Annotated in this window: 16 protein-coding genes and 1 tRNA gene; 9 read left to right on the top strand and 8 right to left on the bottom strand. The window is 37.1% G+C overall.

Translation table 11 applies throughout. The features are described 5' to 3' along the window. Nucleotides 1-30: 30 nt before the first annotated feature. On the top strand, nucleotides 31-2,376 hold the full coding sequence (locus J9318_RS08600; protein ID WP_210559534.1) for a 7TM-DISM domain-containing protein: 2,346 nt from the start codon (nucleotides 31-33) through the stop codon (nucleotides 2,374-2,376). Between the two features lie 15 nt (nucleotides 2,377-2,391). Here the strand turns inward: J9318_RS08600 and J9318_RS08595 are convergent, their stop codons facing one another. After that, a complete protein-coding gene (locus J9318_RS08595; RefSeq protein WP_210559533.1) occupies nucleotides 2,392-3,120 on the bottom strand; it encodes a substrate-binding periplasmic protein in 729 nt (242 codons plus the stop codon). Between the two features lie 93 nt (nucleotides 3,121-3,213). On the opposite strand from J9318_RS08595, the gene J9318_RS08590 reads away from it, so the two are divergent. Beyond that, nucleotides 3,214-4,101, top strand: coding sequence for a DMT family transporter (locus tag J9318_RS08590; protein ID WP_210559532.1), 888 nt, complete (start codon nucleotides 3,214-3,216; stop codon nucleotides 4,099-4,101). 419 nt (nucleotides 4,102-4,520) lie between these two features. On the opposite strand, the gene J9318_RS08585 is transcribed toward J9318_RS08590, so the two are convergent. Beyond that, nucleotides 4,521-4,597, bottom strand: a tRNA-Val gene (locus tag J9318_RS08585). 204 nt (nucleotides 4,598-4,801) lie between these two features. Between J9318_RS08585 and J9318_RS08580 the strand changes: the two genes are divergently transcribed. Next, nucleotides 4,802-5,440 (top strand): riboflavin synthase subunit alpha, encoded by a 639-nt coding sequence (locus J9318_RS08580; protein ID WP_210559531.1) that lies wholly within the window; start codon nucleotides 4,802-4,804, stop codon nucleotides 5,438-5,440. A 31-nt stretch (nucleotides 5,441-5,471) separates the two neighbouring features. On the opposite strand, the gene J9318_RS08575 is transcribed toward J9318_RS08580, so the two are convergent. Continuing rightward, on the bottom strand, nucleotides 5,472-5,672 hold the full coding sequence (locus tag J9318_RS08575; RefSeq protein ID WP_210559530.1) for a CPXCG motif-containing cysteine-rich protein: 201 nt from the start codon (nucleotides 5,670-5,672) through the stop codon (nucleotides 5,472-5,474). A 13-nt stretch (nucleotides 5,673-5,685) separates the two neighbouring features. Continuing rightward, nucleotides 5,686-6,435: a pteridine reductase gene (locus J9318_RS08570; RefSeq protein ID WP_210559529.1), complete on the bottom strand. Its 750-nt coding sequence runs from the start codon at nucleotides 6,433-6,435 to the stop codon at nucleotides 5,686-5,688. Nucleotides 6,436-6,692: 257 nt separating this feature from the next. On the opposite strand from J9318_RS08570, the gene thrS reads away from it, so the two are divergent. The 4 genes from thrS (at nucleotide 6,693) to rplT (ending at nucleotide 9,928) form a co-directional block, all read left to right on the top strand. Continuing rightward, the gene (gene thrS / locus J9318_RS08565; protein WP_210559528.1) at nucleotides 6,693-8,603 is read left to right on the top strand and encodes a threonine--tRNA ligase; all 1,911 of its coding nucleotides are present in this window, start codon (nucleotides 6,693-6,695) and stop codon (nucleotides 8,601-8,603) included. 78 nt (nucleotides 8,604-8,681) lie between these two features. Next, nucleotides 8,682-9,242, top strand: a complete 561-nt coding sequence (gene infC, locus J9318_RS08560) for a translation initiation factor IF-3 (RefSeq protein WP_210559527.1) — start codon at nucleotides 8,682-8,684, stop codon at nucleotides 9,240-9,242. A 112-nt stretch (nucleotides 9,243-9,354) separates the two neighbouring features. Further along, nucleotides 9,355-9,552 (top strand): 50S ribosomal protein L35, encoded by a 198-nt coding sequence (gene rpmI, locus J9318_RS08555; RefSeq protein ID WP_210559526.1) that lies wholly within the window; start codon nucleotides 9,355-9,357, stop codon nucleotides 9,550-9,552. A gap of 16 nt (nucleotides 9,553-9,568) precedes the next feature. Further along, entirely contained in the window at nucleotides 9,569-9,928 is a 360-nt protein-coding gene (gene rplT, locus J9318_RS08550; protein WP_208832356.1) for a 50S ribosomal protein L20, read from the top strand. 76 nt (nucleotides 9,929-10,004) lie between these two features. Here the strand turns inward: rplT and J9318_RS08545 are convergent, their stop codons facing one another. After that, nucleotides 10,005-10,829 (bottom strand): MaoC/PaaZ C-terminal domain-containing protein, encoded by an 825-nt coding sequence (locus J9318_RS08545; protein ID WP_210559525.1) that lies wholly within the window; start codon nucleotides 10,827-10,829, stop codon nucleotides 10,005-10,007. On the opposite strand from J9318_RS08545, the gene J9318_RS08540 reads away from it, so the two are divergent. Together J9318_RS08540 and J9318_RS08535 are read left to right on the top strand one after the other, a co-directional pair. Beyond that, nucleotides 10,828-11,580, top strand: a complete 753-nt coding sequence (locus J9318_RS08540) for a substrate-binding periplasmic protein (RefSeq protein WP_210559524.1) — start codon at nucleotides 10,828-10,830, stop codon at nucleotides 11,578-11,580. The genes J9318_RS08545 and J9318_RS08540 overlap by 2 nt on opposite strands. Beyond that, nucleotides 11,570-12,199: an MBL fold metallo-hydrolase gene (locus tag J9318_RS08535; protein ID WP_210559523.1), complete on the top strand. Its 630-nt coding sequence runs from the start codon at nucleotides 11,570-11,572 to the stop codon at nucleotides 12,197-12,199. Before J9318_RS08540 ends, J9318_RS08535 begins: the two co-directional genes overlap by 11 nt. Before the next feature lie 18 nt (nucleotides 12,200-12,217). On the opposite strand, the gene fur is transcribed toward J9318_RS08535, so the two are convergent. The 3 genes from fur to J9318_RS08520 form a co-directional block, all read right to left on the bottom strand. Next, complete coding sequence (gene fur, locus J9318_RS08530) at nucleotides 12,218-12,646, bottom strand: ferric iron uptake transcriptional regulator (protein WP_210559522.1); 429 nt, start codon at nucleotides 12,644-12,646, stop codon at nucleotides 12,218-12,220. 93 nt (nucleotides 12,647-12,739) lie between these two features. Beyond that, entirely contained in the window at nucleotides 12,740-14,170 is a 1,431-nt protein-coding gene (gene rimO / locus J9318_RS08525) for a 30S ribosomal protein S12 methylthiotransferase RimO (protein WP_210559521.1), read from the bottom strand. A gap of 107 nt (nucleotides 14,171-14,277) precedes the next feature. Then, nucleotides 14,278-15,372 carry an energy transducer TonB gene (locus J9318_RS08520; RefSeq protein WP_210559520.1) on the bottom strand — a complete coding sequence of 365 codons (1,095 nt, stop codon included), beginning with the start codon at nucleotides 15,370-15,372 and terminating at the stop codon, nucleotides 14,278-14,280. Nucleotides 15,373-15,486 lie beyond the last annotated feature (114 nt).

Genomic DNA, 15,486 nt, shown 5'->3' with positions numbered 1-15,486 from the left:
CGTATAAAGCAATGGCTAATGGTGATATTGGTGCTGTTTCCTATTTTATTGATTTTGGTCAATTTGAGTTTGGTAATAAATGAGGTGACAGACTCTAAAATAAGCCGCGATAATTTTTTCTTAGATATTCAATTTAAACGCTATTTATCAGACAACGATAAGCCAATCGATATTGTTACACATGAACTGCAACAGGCACCGAATGAGACGCTAAATGCGAGTAGCGGAGGTTTTGGATTAGACTATAGATGGCATTCATTATCTTTAAAAAATGTAGCTAAAGAAAATCTTGAATTAGTTCTTTTATTTGATAATCCAACGTTGGATGTCTTAGAGATTTATACTGAAAGTAAATACGAACAACCGTTATTTAGACTCAATAAATACTCCGAAAAAAGTTCGGCCTCGTTGGCTGCAATGCCCAGAATTGATTTAAATCTAAATAGCGATGTTGTTAAAAGACTTATAATAAAAACACAGACAGATGGTAGCCCTAATTTACCAATACTAATTTTTCATAAAAAAGATTTCGCTCAGTATACAGAAGCAGTGTACCTTCTCTGGGGAGGTTTTATTGGTATAGTGTTATTGATGAGTATATATAATCTGATTTTGTACGTCGGAAATCGGGAAACTTTATACTTGATTTATATCGCATACATTACACTTTTTCTGGTTGTTCTTTCTGTACTACACGGGTTCGGAGTTTTCATATTTACACCACCAATATATAAATTTATTAGCCAATATTTGATGTTTTTTTATTTTTGGCTTGGCATAAGTTTACTCGCGTTTACTATGTATTTTTTAAAGTTTAATAGTGCAACAGATTCAAATATAACTAAAGTCACTCGCTTTTGTATCATATTTTTAGGTTTATTATCTTTTATTTCCTTTTTTATACCAGAATACCAAACCGCCAATTTTTTCTTTCCAATACAAACCCTTATTTATATTTTGTGTTTAGTGATGGTGATTAGCACATTTAAACATAATTCAAATTGGGCGAAGTATTATGTCCTATCTTGGTTTCCCTTGTTAGCTGGCGCTGCAATTGGGACTATGTTTATGGTAGGCGCGATTGAGTACACTTTTTGGGCTAGGCATGCAACTATGCTTAGCGTTATGTTTGAGATGGCGTTTATTTCAATGGCGTTAGCAGAGCGGGTCAGAATCAGTGAGTCTCAAAGGCTATACGAAGCGACTCATGATGCTTTATTTGACTTGCCGAACTTCAGTGCACTAAAAACTCAGACAACAAAACTAAATAAACAAGAAGAGCTAGCAAATTATTCACTTATACTAGTTAAGGTTTGTAACTTTCCCTTTCTAAACAATACATTGTCCCGTAATGAGCTTGTTGAGCTAATGATCGCTTTTTCTTCCAACATCGAACTGAATTTATCGCAAAACCTTATGGTTTTGGAAACTGAAGAGAGTCATCTTAGCAATAAGGTATATGCCGTCGCAGAGGGGGTTTTTGCGTTTTTAATTTCCAGTAACGATCTTATTTTGATGTCGGGAGTGTTAAAACAATTACCGAATAAAATCATTAATAGATATCCTCAGCAAAATAGCGAGGTATTAATTGATTATAAAATAGGCGTTTCCGCCACTAGTAAAAATCACGCTACAATTGACGTTTTATATCAGCAAGCAAACCTTGCGTTGGAGGAAAGCGAATATACGCAGGATATATGCTCATTTTTTACTGAAAATATGGCAAATCAACAAATTGAAGTATTACGAAGTATTGCAAAAACTCGAGATGCGTTGGGCAACGGTAGCAATTTCATTTCTGTTACACCACTAACAATATCTAGTCCTAGTGACTTTGCTTTTTATGAAATACAGCTAGAAAATAGTGCTTTTGACGCTAATTATCAATCATTCAACTCTCTGTATGACTTTTGCAAAGAGGCGGGCTTGTTGACTGTTTTATATACAAGGTTACTGTCCCAGTTCTCTGACATTATAGGGACTTATAATATTGGAAAGCTATCTAAAATGGCATTTATGATACCTATAAGTATTGATGTTTTACGAGATGGTAATTTTCTAAAAGAGGTAATTAAAGTAAAGCGAGAATTGAACCTTTACCCGAATCAAATTGTTTTGTGTTGTATAGATTTTCCACCTCTGCGTGTTTCTCAAAATATATTTAGTGTATTAGAAGAGTTAAAGTATTTAGAGTTAGGACTAGCAGTAAATCTTAAGGAGCTTCCCTCATCTTGGCAACAAAAGGCCATAAGAGGGTATTTTCAGTACTTATTCATAGATAAAATTGAAGAAACAGAAAATGTTTTATCAGTTAGTAACCAAGATGTAGTAAACGCTTTAACAACAAAACTAGAATTAAAAATTCTATCTAGATAAAAATATTAATAGGCATTAAAGAGGTAAATCGAGCATTAAAAAACCCTCTTTAAGCCTTTCAATGAGCATCGGATCAGTGCCTTTACTTACGGCTAAGTAAAACTCTTCGGACAGTTGTTTAAATACGTATATAGTTTTGAAGTCGGTGGTATTACACCCTGTTGTTTGGCAATAATATTCGGTAATTAACCTATTAGAAGGAATTGCGGTTATGCGTTCCTTTTCTAACATTTTCATAGTAGAAAAAGTATTTACTATTTCTACTAGCTGTTCACCAAAGAGAAAGCCTTCACTCGCTAAAAAATCAGCTACAGCATCTTGCCTTTTAACTCCTATTTGAATGTGCCGTAGTTCATTTATAGACTTAACGGGCTCAAGAGCTTTTCTCTTCAGTGTGATGAGCTCGGTTGACACGGCAGCCACTTTGCCTATCCAAATAAACTTGTCTTCTCGTTCAGGAGTTCTAACTATTGAAAATATAATAGTATTAGGTCTGTTTAATGCGACCTTGTAAGCTCTAGCCCACGGCATAACTTCAATACTGTGATCGGGTAATACTATTCTAAGCAATTTATTTATTTCGTTACCAACGCTTCCACCAACTAAGCGATTGTCCTTACCGATCTGAAAGGGAGGTAAATGCTCAGTAACTATCCTTATTTGACTAACTTGAGCGCGGATATTAAAGGTAAATAATAAAAGGATGATGGATATAAAAAGCGCTTGTCGTTTTGTTGTAAACAAAATGTAGATAACCCATTAAAAAAACTATCTTTAATTAATAGACGTTTATCTATAATCTCGCCAGTTACTAAGACATATTATCGTTAAAAACACATGGAAAAAAACCAACACAGAGCAATTCAATACGCGTTAATCGCCGTTTTGCTATGGTCAACTGTTGCTACAGCATTTAAGTTAGCCTTATCCTCAATGTCACCAATGCAATTACTGACTATTGCCTCCGTGTCGTCATTTACCATTTTGTTTTTAGTTATACTGTTAACCAAACGACAGCAAGAGCTATTAATTATTCTAAAAACCAAGTGGAAACGCTTTGCGTTGTTTTCTTTACTAAACCCTGTTGCTTATTATCTAGTTCTATTTAGTGCTTATGATCGTCTACCAGCCTCTCAAGCACAACCTTTAAACTATACATGGGCTATCGCACTAACTTTAATGAGCGCTATATTTTTAGGCCAAAAGATCAGAGTAAAAGATTGGTTAGCGTGTGGTTTAGGTTACCTGGGTGTTTTAGTTATAGCGACAAAAGGGCAACTGCTTGACTTAACGTTCACGGACGGAATAGGGGTGGCGTTGGCATTAATTTCTACGTTTCTTTGGGCTAGTTATTGGATACTGAACACAAAAATAAAAACCGACCCAATAATATCGGTATGTCTATGTTTTTTGTTTGGCTCCATTTGGTTAGTGCCTCTGACTCAATACCTCTATGGTTTTAATGATATTACTAGCGTATCAATCCTAGCAGCAGTATACGTAGGTGTTTTTGAGATGGGGGTTACCTTTGTTTTTTGGTTAATGGCAATGAGATATGCAGAAAATACTTCAATGATCAGCAACTTAATATTTATCTCACCTTTTATTTCGTTATTGTTACTTCACTTTATAGTCGGTGAAGAGATATTTATATCAACAGTTTTGGGGTTACTTTTTATTGTCATTGGATTATTGATTCAAAACGTGAAAAAGAAACAGCATTAATGTTTAAGCACTTCGTGACGTAGTAATTTAAGGGGTATCTTGTCAGATAATTTTACAGATTAATTTCTAGCTAAGGATTATTCTATTAAATTCAGCTTGTTATGTAATGAAACGCTAATTGCGTGATTTTACAGTACATCATGAAATCAAATTTAGGAGTGGCGTTTAATGAATAAGAGAATTGCTTTAATATTTGTCAGTGCTTTTGCTATTTTGATGCTAGGGCTTATCGTGATGGGACGTCGTATAACTAGCTAAACCGACGTAAAAATAAATAATTAGATAGAGGGTTACTTAGGTAGCCTTTTTTTATGTTTAAAATAAATATTTTAGCGACTAGATATAAAGCATCAAAATATGAAGAATCGTGAACTCATTGATTGTTTTATACTGAAAGAGAAGTAAATTATTGAAAAGATTGGTACAACCGAGTGGATTCGAACCACCGACCCCCACCATGTCAAGGTGGTGCTCTAACCAACTGAGCTACGGTTGTATAAAGAAGTGTCTTGAAGACCGGTGTATGCTAAACAACGATGTTAATAAGTGCAAGCCGTTTTATTCTAAATTTAAATCAACTGCTTAATTTCCCAACAAATTAGTGAATTTAAAAGCGTTTACGACGTATACCTGTCAAACGAATTAGGAACATGGGCAAATCTTTTATATAGTAGGGCCTCATCGATAAAGGGTATTAATAATGTTTACTGGTATTGTTCAAACAAAAGCGACAGTAATAGGAATTACTGGTCATGATACGTTTAAAACGATCTGTCTATCTGTCGGCAATGAGTTTTTAGAGCGCTTAAATATAGGAGCGAGTATTGCCATTAATGGCGTTTGTTTAACGGTGACGAAATATGAAAATCAATTGTCAGATGTAGTTGGGCAAGTTTATTTTGATGTTATAGATGAAACACTAGAAAAAACTAACCTGCGCACCTTAAAGCAAGGCGATAAGGTTAATTTTGAAAGAAGTGTTACATTTGGAACCGAGATTGGTGGACACATAGTTTCTGGGCATATTCATACTACGGCACTGTTAACAAATATTGAAACATCGCAAGATAACGTTAAGTTGACACTAAACCTCGATGAACGTTGGATGAAGTACATTTTACATAAAGGCTTTGTCGGTGTGAATGGTTGTAGTTTAACCGTCGGTGATGTTAACCGGAATAGTTTCGCGTTGCATTTAATTCCAGAGACACTATCCATAACAAACTTAGGTAACTATAAAATAGGCAGTGAAATCAACATCGAAGTTGATCAACAAACTTATACAACGGTACAAACAGTAGAGCGTTATCTTAAATCACAAAACCGATATAGTAACTAAAAGTCAAATTACGTAATGTTAATTACTTTTTTTAGTATATTTGCTCATCGTCAGCATCGACTTTAAGTTCTACTTTCTGGCGGATCTCATCTAGATGAGTATTTAAGTGAATTGCGTTACAGCATGCAGCGCAATCTTCATAATAATCTTGATCGCCATTACTCATATCGAATTCAAAGCTAACATGATGCCCACAATGTGGGCATACTATGGTTTTTGTAAATGTGTCCATAAGCCTTCCTAAATTAGGCTTTACTTCCCCCATTTATACTGCGGCCGCCATCTACAGCCAAAATCTGTCCTGTAACGTATGAAGCTTTGCTCATATATAATATGGCTTCAGCGATATCCTCGGGAGAACCCAGCCTAGCTAAACCTATTTCGCTTAAGACTTGCTGCTTGTCTTGCTCTGATAAGTCATTTTCGTGCCAGAGTATCGCACCAGGTGCAATACCATTTACTCTAATATTAGGTGCTAATTCTCTAGAAAGCGATTTTGTCAGCATGACTAATCCGGCTTTTGCCATGCAATAAACCGGGTAATCTTTAAGCGGTCTATCAGCATGTATATCTACCATGTTGACAACGTTACCTTTATTTTTATTTAACTCGTCTTGTAGGTGTTTGATTAAAAAGAAGGGCGCTTTTAAATTCGTACCCATTAAGTCGTCCCAAACTGATTCAGTCACGTCATTAACCTTTGTTGGGTAAAAAGACGAAGCGTTGTTAACTAGCATATCTAGTCGACCAAAAGCATCAATAGACTGTTGTGCTAATGACTCCAATTCTTCAAAGTTAGTAATATCAGCTGTAACACGCTTTGCTGAACCTGGTCTTATTGTATTTAGTTCCTGAACAAATAAATCAGCAGCATCAGTTGAGTTATTACAATGAACGACAATGTTATATCCATTTTTGTGAAGTAAAGTAGCGGTTTGTTTTCCAATTCTTTTTGCTGCCCCTGTAACTAAAACGGCAAGATTTTTACTCTTCATTTGTATTCTCTGTGTCATTAACTTTCAATTTATGGAAACTGTACGGAGGAAACTCTGTACTGGCTTAAATTTATCTACATAAAAGCAGGTATCTGGCTTGAGATCTTATGTTAGATAAAATAACATTCGCGCTAGACTTATGTCACTCTCCCGGCTCTAGTTTAAACGGATTGTAACCGTTTAACATGCCAACACTTAATAAATTATACTGTATACGCGACGCATTGTAGGCGCCGCCACTGTACTAAGGAAATAAAATGCCTGTTATTACTCTTCCTGACGGTAGTCAACGCTCGTTTGATAATGCTGTTTCTGTTCTTGATGTTGCTGGTGACATTGGCCCTGGTTTAGCAAAAGCGACCATAGCTGGTGTTGTTGATGGCAACCGCGTTGATGCAAAAGACTTAATTACCGAAGATGCTAAATTGCAAATCATCACTGCCAAAGATGACGATGGACTAGAAATTATCCGTCACTCTTGTGCTCACTTATTAGGGCATGCGATTAAGCAATTGTTCCCAGATGTAAAAATGGCAATTGGTCCTACTATTGAAAATGGCTTTTACTACGATGTTGATTTAGAGCAATCATTGTCGCAAGACGATATCGCAGCAATTGAAAAACGCATGCTTGAGCTAGCGAAAACAAACTACGATGTTGTAAAGAAAAAAGTAACATGGCAAGAAGCGCGTGATACTTTTGAAGCACGAGGAGAGAGTTACAAAATCGAAATTCTTGATGAAAATATTGATAAAGCAGATTCACCAGCTTTATACCATCACGAAGAATACATCGACATGTGTCGTGGTCCTCACGTTCCAAACATGAAATTTTGCCAACACTTTAAGTTAATGAAAGTCGCTGGTGCTTATTGGCGCGGAAATTCTGATAACAAAATGTTACAGCGTATTTACGGCACAGCATGGGCTGACAAAAAGCAACTTAAGGGTTATTTGAAGCGTCTAGAAGAAGCTGAGAAGCGCGATCACCGTAAAATTGGTAAAGCGTTAGACTTATTCCATTGGCAAGAAGAAGCCCCAGGCATGGTATTTTGGCATAACGATGGTTACGCTATTTATACTGAACTAGAGCGTTTTATTCGTCGCAAGTTAACTGAGTATAACTACGACGAAGTTAAAGGCCCTTTAATGATGGATAGAAGCTTGTGGGAAAAATCAGGCCACTGGGACAAGTACGCAGACAACATGTTTACTACAAGTTCTGAAAACCGTGAATATGCTATCAAGCCAATGAACTGCCCAGGGCACGTTCAAATCTTTAACCAAGGCCTAAAGTCATACAGAGACTTGCCATTGCGTATGGCTGAGTTTGGTTGTTGTCACCGTAATGAGCCATCTGGTGCATTACACGGTTTAATGCGTGTTCGTGGCTTTACTCAAGACGACGCTCATATCTTCTGTACTGAAGAACAAATTCAACAAGAAGTAATCGGCTGTATTCAAATGGTTTTTGATACTTATAAAACGTTTGGTTTTGAAAATGTATCAATTAAACTTTCTACGCGTCCAGAACAGCGCGTAGGTAGCGATGAAATTTGGGATAAAGCAGAAAAAGCACTAGCTGATGCGTTAGATGCAAACGAATTAGAGTATGACTTGCAACCTGGTGAAGGTGCATTCTATGGTCCTAAAATTGAATTCACATTACATGACTGTTTAGGTCGTGCTTGGCAATGTGGTACGGTTCAAGTTGATTTCTCTATGCCGGGTCGTTTAGGTGCAACTTATGTTGCTGAAGACAATGAACGTCGCACACCGGTCATGATTCATCGTGCCATCCTTGGTTCATTAGAACGATTCATAGGAATTTTGATAGAAGAGTATGCTGGTTTACTTCCGACATGGTTGGCCCCAAAACAGGTAGTAATTATGAATATTACCGATTCACAGGCTGAATATGTTAAAAATGTTGAAGAAAAGCTGAAACAAAGTGGAATTAGAGTCATTTCGGACTTGAGAAATGAGAAGATAGGCTTTAAAATCCGTGAGCACACTCTTAAGCGTATTCCGTTTATGTTGGTTGTTGGCGAAAAAGAGAAAGAATCAGCACAAGTTGCAGTTCGAACTCGTAAAGGTGACGATATGGGCTCAATGCCAATCGATGACTTTATCGCACAATTTAATGAAGTAGTGAGCAAATACGAATAACATTCGTAACTAATATCGAGCATCGCAATGAGTATAAAATTATAGAAAACGACTCGCGGTGCTTTATTTATAATTTTTTTGGAGGATTTTGCCATTAGAGCGCAAAACAAACGTGGCCAGAAGGCTGCTCAAAACAGGTTAAATGAAGAAATTACCGTTCAAGAAGTTCGATTAGTCGGCGTTGAAGGTGAACCTTTAGGTGTTGTTTCTATTAAAGAAGCATTAGCAGCGTCAATTGAAGCAGGAATGGATCTTGTAGAGATCAGTCCAAATGCTGAACCACCTGTTTGTAAAGTTATGGACTACGGCAAATTCCTATACGAAAAGAGTAAAGCTCAAAAAGAGCAAAAGAAGAAGCAAAAACAGATTCAGGTTAAGGAAATTAAATTCCGTCCTGGAACTGATGAAGGCGATTACCAGGTAAAACTACGCAACCTGCGTCGCTTCATTGAAGCTGGAGACAAGGCGAAAGTCACTATCCGCTTCCGTGGTCGAGAGATGGCTCATCAAGATATCGGACTAGATTTACTAAGACGTGTTAAAGCGGATTTAGAAGAAATTTCTACGTGCGAATCTTTCCCTTCACGTGCTGAAGGTAGACAGATGATCATGGTACTCGCACCAACTAAGAGCAACTAAGCTCTTAAAATAGTCGGTAGGTAAGGCCTTAACAAGTAATTGGTGAGTTTCGACAAACCAGTTCGCCTTAATACCATTTTAATTAACACTCTAACAATGCGGAGTCTAGGCAATGCCTAAAATTAAAACTCATAGCGGCGCGGCAAAGCGCTTTAAAAAGACTGCCTCTGGTGGTTACAAACGTAAACAGTCTCACTTACGTCACATTTTGACTAAGAAGAGCTCTAAGCGTAAACGTCACTTACGTAGCAAGTTAATGGTTTCTTCAGTAGATAAGCCGTTGATCGATCGTATGTTAGCTGGCGCTTAAGAGAGGAGACTGAATAATGGCAAGAGTAAAACGTGGTGTACAAGCTCGCAAGAGTCACAAAAAAGTACTAAAGGCAGCTAAAGGTTATTACGGAGCACGTTCACGTGTTTACCGCGTAGCATTCCAAGCTGTAACAAAAGCAGGTCAATATGCATACCGTGACCGTCGTCAAAAGAAACGTGTTTTCCGTCAATTATGGATTGCTCGTATCAATGCAGCGGCTCGTCAAAACGGTTTGTCATACAGCAAATTCATGAACGGCTTGAAAAAGGCGTCTATTGAAGTAGATCGTAAGATCCTTGCTGACATCGCTGTTCACGACCAAGCAACATTCGCTGTTTTAGTTACTAAAGCAAACGAAGCGTTAGCTGCTTAATCAAGCAAAAATTTGATTTTGATGAAAGGAAGCTTAGGCTTCCTTTTTTAATGCTCGCGATTTATGGAACACTATTTTACTGAGCTGACTTGAAGCTAATCTTTACAAAACGCTCTGATAGGTCTGAAGAATACATCGAGTAGGCATCTTCGGTTTTAGTTAAAACCATGCTTGCAGGTATGAAACATGGTTTATTAAACTCTACCAATAGCGAGCCATATTTATTATCTTCTTCTAGCATCACTTCGTTTATCGCTAAGTGGGCGTTATACATGCCATGGACAATGGCACATTTGAGACCAAACTGCTTTGCTAACCAGTTACTGATGTGAATAGGGTTATAGTCTCGAGAAATTGAAGCGTAATTTCTAACCATTTTTTGTGTAATTTTGTAGCTTGCTAATTCTGTCGTTATTTTATTGTCTTGCGATATAGGAGCGGAGCTTCCTTTGTAGTAACGATTCTTATCTAACATCTTATTAATGTTAACGATAGTAAGTTCTTTATTCTGCCAAACCGAAGTTCTAATTTCATAAAGGATACCTTTTTCATTTTCTGTAGCTGTCATTAATTCAACAGAGACAACCGACGGCAGTCGCCAGTTTTGTTTCTTTAAAGGGATTATTTCTGATGAAATATGAATTAATCCAAGTAAATTTGAAGGAATACTGCTCTGACAAATACATTGAAGCATCAGTGGGAACGTCGCGTTAAATACAAAATTAGGACGGTGGTCGACAGAACCAAATAAACTCTCAAAACCATTTAGAACTTTATAATGTGGGAAGAAGTTATCTACACTAATAGCAAAAGGTTGAAATAGTGCTAATTCACGCGGGGTTCGTGTAATTGCGCTATAAACTAACTTAGTGAATGAAAAAGGTGGCTGTTGAATAACCATGATAAAGTTTATTTCCTTATTCTTGTTGATACTGTTTAGTATACGAGTAAACGCCGAAACTAATACTATCAAGATATCATCCGGAGTTGCTCCTCCCTACATAATGGAAGAAGGCAGTTCGACAGGTTTTATATCAAAAATAGTTCATAAGTCATTAGACCATAGTAATAATAAACCTCAATTTATTTTTACTAACTGGACGAAGGCGCAACAAGCCGTTGATCTTGAACATCACTTGTCTTATTGGTGGCAGAAAAATAACGAGCGAGAGAAAAAGTGGCTTTTTTCTCAACCTATCTATAAAGCTGAGTTTGTTTTTTTAGCACGTAAAACTGTGCGCTTCTATTGGACACGCTATGACCAATTGCGACCTTATAAAATAGGCTTATCAAGGATCCAGAGTTATGGTCCGCAGTTTGATTCTTATGTACAGTATTTAAACACAGAACAACTAGTATCTGATTACACGGGCATTAAAGCACTTTTGAATAGTGAGCTTGATGTAATTTTAATTGAAAAAGCGTTAGCTAAATATTTACTTGGATACTTTTCGCAAAAGGATAATGAGCAGTTAGAACTGCTTGATGAACAAGTAATTTATACCGAGCCGTATTACTTAGTTTGTGCAAAATCGTTTGTTCAATGTAATTATTTGATAGAAGTTTTTAATGTTGGCCTTAACGAGGTAAAATCGTCAGGTAGTTATCAAGCAATTGTAGAAGAGTTCTTCGAGGGAATAAATGAAAATTGAAGTTTTACCAGTGACGCCGTTTCAACAAAATTGCAGTATCATAATTTGTACTGAAACGAACAAAGCTGCCATAGTTGATCCAGGCGGAGAAGTTGATCGCATTATCTCAAAGTTAGATTCACTAGGCGTGATTGCAGAGAAAATTTTAATTACCCATGCCCATATTGATCATGCCGGTGGAACCAAAGATTTAAGTGAAAGGTTAACTTTGCCAATTGAAGGCCCACAACAAGAAGATATTTTTTGGATAGATAGGTTATCTGATCAGTCAAGAATGTTTCAGTTTCCCGAGGCAAAACCTTTCGAACCAACGCGGTGGTTGTCTCATAACGACAAAGTCACTGTAGGTAATTTAGAGTTTCAAGTTTTACATTGTCCTGGACACACTCCAGGTCATGTTGTTTTTATTAACCATAAGTATAAATGGTGCTGGGTAGGGGACGTTTTATTTAAAGGGAGTATAGGCAGAACAGATTTCCCTAGAGGGGACCATGCTACATTAATAAATGCAATTAAAGAAAACCTGTTGCCATTAGATGATGATTATCAGTTCCTATCAGGACACGGCCCAACATCAACTATTGGAAATGAAAGGGTAAACAACCCGTACATCAATTAAGATGCTAGCGAGAACGCGTTAGTCGCGGTTCTCGCAGTCTTTTTTAACACAGTTACCATATAGATAAAGGCTGTGATTGGTAAGTTCAATACCATTGCGCTTTGCTACATCGTCTTGACGCTTTTCAATAACATCATCTGTAAATTCAAGAACTTTACCGCAGTCTAAACAAACCAAATGGTCATGATGTTTTTTATTAGCTAGCTCAAATACCGATTTGCCACCTTCAAAATGGTGCCTTGTTACAATACCGGCATCATCAAATTGGTTTAAGACTCTATAAATAGTCGCTAAACCGATTTCTTCTTCGTGTTCTAACATCAGTTTATATAAATCTTCGGCACTGATATGTTCGTCTTTAAGAGATTTTAATAGTTCTAAAACCTTTAAACGGGGCGAAGTCACCTTTAATCCGGCGTTTTTTAATTGAAGATCATTTTCACTCATAAAGCTTTTCTTTTAATTAATTCTAATTTCATTATACGCATAACAGATTACATTAGAACCGTAAAAACAGCTCTAATGTAAAATAGTTTTGAATTATACGATACGGCCCCATAGGTCATATTCATCAGAATGCTCTATTAAAACATCAACTAAGTCGCCTGGTTTTACATCTTTTTCTTCATTCAAGTAAACCATACCGTCAATTTCTGGCGCATCAGCGTAACAACGACCAATAGCACCTTCTTCATCAATTTCATCAATCAATACCTTCATTGTAGTGCCAATACGAGCTTTTAACTTAGCGGTACTAATAGCTTGTTGTTTTTCCATAAAACGAATATATCGCTCTTCTTTAACTTCTTCAGAAACATCACCACCAAGATCGTTAGCTTTAGCGCCTTCGACTGGGCTATATTTAAAGCAGCCAACTCTGTCTAGTTGAGCTACATCCAACCAGTCGAGCAACATTTGAAAGTCTTCTTCAGTTTCACCAGGGAAACCAACGATAAATGTTGAACGAATAACAATTTCAGGGCAAATATCTCGCCATTTTTGAATTCGCTCCAATACTTTTTCTGCTTGCCCTGGGCGTTTCATCGCTTTCAAAATTTTAGGACTGGCATGTTGAAAAGGAATGTCTAAATAAGGTAATAATTTACCCTCAGCCATTAACGGTATTGTTTTATCAACAGAAGGATAAGGATAAACGTAATGTAAGCGAACCCACATACCCATTTCGCCCAGCTTTTCACATAGTGTTTTCATGTCCGTTTTAATCGGCATACCGTTCCAAAAGTCCATTTTGTGTTTAACATCAACACCGTAAGCACTAGTATCTTGTGATATTACTAATAACTCTTTTACGCCAGCGGCTTTTAAGCGCTCCGCTTCTGATAAAACTTCTCCAATTGGGCGGCTAACTAGGTCGCCCCGCATTGATGGGATAATGCAGAACGTACATCTGTGGTTACAACCCTCAGATATTTTTAGGTATGCAAAATGTTTTGGAGTCAGCTTAACGCCATGGTCAGGAATTAAGTTTTCAAAAGGGTTGTGCTCTGGTTTAGGCAAATGCTCATGAACTTGGTTAAGGACTTCTTCATAGGCATGAGGGCCTGTAACTGCCAATACATTTGGGTGAATTTCTCTAATTTCATCATCTTTAACACCTAAACAACCAGTTACGATAACACGGCCATTTTCTTTTAACGCTTCGCCTATGGTATCTAAAGATTCTTGAACAGCACTATCAATAAAGCCACAAGTATTAACAATAACCAAATCTGAGTCATGGTAAGTATTAACCACCTCATAACCTTCTGTACGAAGTTGAGTTAAAATTCGCTCCGAGTCGACTAAGTTTTTTGGACAGCCTAAACTTATAAAACCGATTTTACTCCCTACATCAAAAGATTGACCTTCCGTTAACGTAGTCGCACCTTGTGCTTTATTTTGCTCTGCAATTACCTTAACTGGAGTTTCAAGCGTTGTTGTTTTGTTTGGAGTGAATTTTTCGACTGTCATACTTTGCCTTCTTTAATTGAACGTTCGAGCAGGGCATTTAAAATAGCCCTGCCGAATTTGCGCAAGATTATACAGGATAGAAGGGAACCTGAGTAGTAATACCTGTATTAACTGTTTAGCTCAACTAACTTGAAACTTGCACCATTACTGCCATCAACTAAAACTTGGCATTTACCCCAAGATTTTGGGATTACCCATTGATTATTCTCTTCGACAGTAAAAGTATTACGTTTGTTATCGCAACGAACATCTAACTTATCTAGGGTGCCATTTATATTCTGAATTACAAAAGAATTACGAGACAATCTGTGTCGCCAAGTACCAGACTCAGACAGATTTGCGTTACGAACAATTAGTTTGTCGCTGGCTATATATTGCTCTATGTTTTCAGCGAATGGTGCTAATGCTTGCTTTGTGTTTTTTGCTTGGTCAGACGTTAAATAATCAAGGCTATTAAAAGTGTATAGAGCGTCGTTATAGCGCTGTTGTTCTGACTCTAAGATGAACATTCGATGCAAATTACGTACGGTTGTAACTTCGGGTAACCTGCCATTGTAATTTGCATATTTAGGCTTGTGAGTTGCTTTATATAGATGTTTTAATTCACTGTTTTTGTCGCCCCGCAGTAAATAGTATTCTGCGTTTAAATAGTGAAACCATGTAAGCTCAGTTAAGTTAGCCGTCTCAGCCCATTTAGCTTCTGACAATACAATCTCTAATTTATTTAGCTCTTTGTTTTTCAATAGAGCTAATGCACTGTCGTAAAATTCTCTGAATCGTTTTGACACGCTATTATTATTCAATGAAAAATCAAATTGAAGCTGCGAATCGCACTGTTGAATTGCCTCTCCATTTTTTTGTGCAGGTGAGTATTTCCACTTTTTAATTGCTTTTAATGCTGCACGTTCAAAGGCAACGTCGCCCACAGAATCGATGACTATTGGCTCTATTACACTTCCATCAGTATCGATCACAAAACTTACCTGAACCCATCCTTCTTTTCCCTTTTTAGCGGCGCTTGAAGGGTAAGCTGGCTCTTTGCGCTTAATTGGGGTTGCATTAACGATGGATTCTACCAAACGGGCCGTTTTGATATCAGTATCTGCTATGTTTGATTCTGTTCTTGCTTGTAACTGAATGCTTGTTGCCACGGCGAGCCAAATGGAGCTTAATTTTAATATGTTGCGTGCGTTTAGTTTCATATTATTCCCTCAATATTAGTCCCAAGATTATTATTTATTCAGGTGTACTTTGCAAACGTAAAAGCTTTATGTAAACGATGTACTAATTGCTATAAATTACGTAGGATTCTCAAA

Source organism: Psychrosphaera aestuarii (assembly GCF_017948405.1).
GTDB lineage: Bacteria > Pseudomonadota > Gammaproteobacteria > Enterobacterales > Alteromonadaceae > Psychrosphaera > Psychrosphaera aestuarii.
This window is presented reverse-complemented; position numbering and strand designations above follow the sequence as displayed.

Excerpts from the sequence above, each read along its gene's own strand:
- J9318_RS08580 (WP_210559531.1), top strand. The coding sequence starts at position 4,802 with ATGTTTACTGGTATTGTTCAAACAAAAGCGACAGTAATAGGAATTACT.
- J9318_RS08520 (WP_210559520.1), bottom strand. The coding sequence starts at position 15,372 with ATGAAACTAAACGCACGCAACATATTAAAATTAAGCTCCATTTGGCTC.
- thrS (WP_210559528.1), top strand. The coding sequence starts at position 6,693 with ATGCCTGTTATTACTCTTCCTGACGGTAGTCAACGCTCGTTTGATAAT.
- rpmI (WP_210559526.1), top strand. The coding sequence starts at position 9,355 with ATGCCTAAAATTAAAACTCATAGCGGCGCGGCAAAGCGCTTTAAAAAG.
- J9318_RS08540 (WP_210559524.1), top strand. The coding sequence starts at position 10,828 with ATGATAAAGTTTATTTCCTTATTCTTGTTGATACTGTTTAGTATACGA.
- J9318_RS08545 (WP_210559525.1), bottom strand. The coding sequence starts at position 10,829 with ATGGTTATTCAACAGCCACCTTTTTCATTCACTAAGTTAGTTTATAGC.
- J9318_RS08570 (WP_210559529.1), bottom strand. The coding sequence starts at position 6,435 with ATGAAGAGTAAAAATCTTGCCGTTTTAGTTACAGGGGCAGCAAAAAGA.
- rimO (WP_210559521.1), bottom strand. The coding sequence starts at position 14,170 with ATGACAGTCGAAAAATTCACTCCAAACAAAACAACAACGCTTGAAACT.
- rplT (WP_208832356.1), top strand. The coding sequence starts at position 9,569 with ATGGCAAGAGTAAAACGTGGTGTACAAGCTCGCAAGAGTCACAAAAAA.
- fur (WP_210559522.1), bottom strand. The coding sequence starts at position 12,646 with ATGAGTGAAAATGATCTTCAATTAAAAAACGCCGGATTAAAGGTGACT.
- J9318_RS08535 (WP_210559523.1), top strand. The coding sequence starts at position 11,570 with ATGAAAATTGAAGTTTTACCAGTGACGCCGTTTCAACAAAATTGCAGT.
- J9318_RS08575 (WP_210559530.1), bottom strand. The coding sequence starts at position 5,672 with ATGGACACATTTACAAAAACCATAGTATGCCCACATTGTGGGCATCAT.
- J9318_RS08590 (WP_210559532.1), top strand. The coding sequence starts at position 3,214 with ATGGAAAAAAACCAACACAGAGCAATTCAATACGCGTTAATCGCCGTT.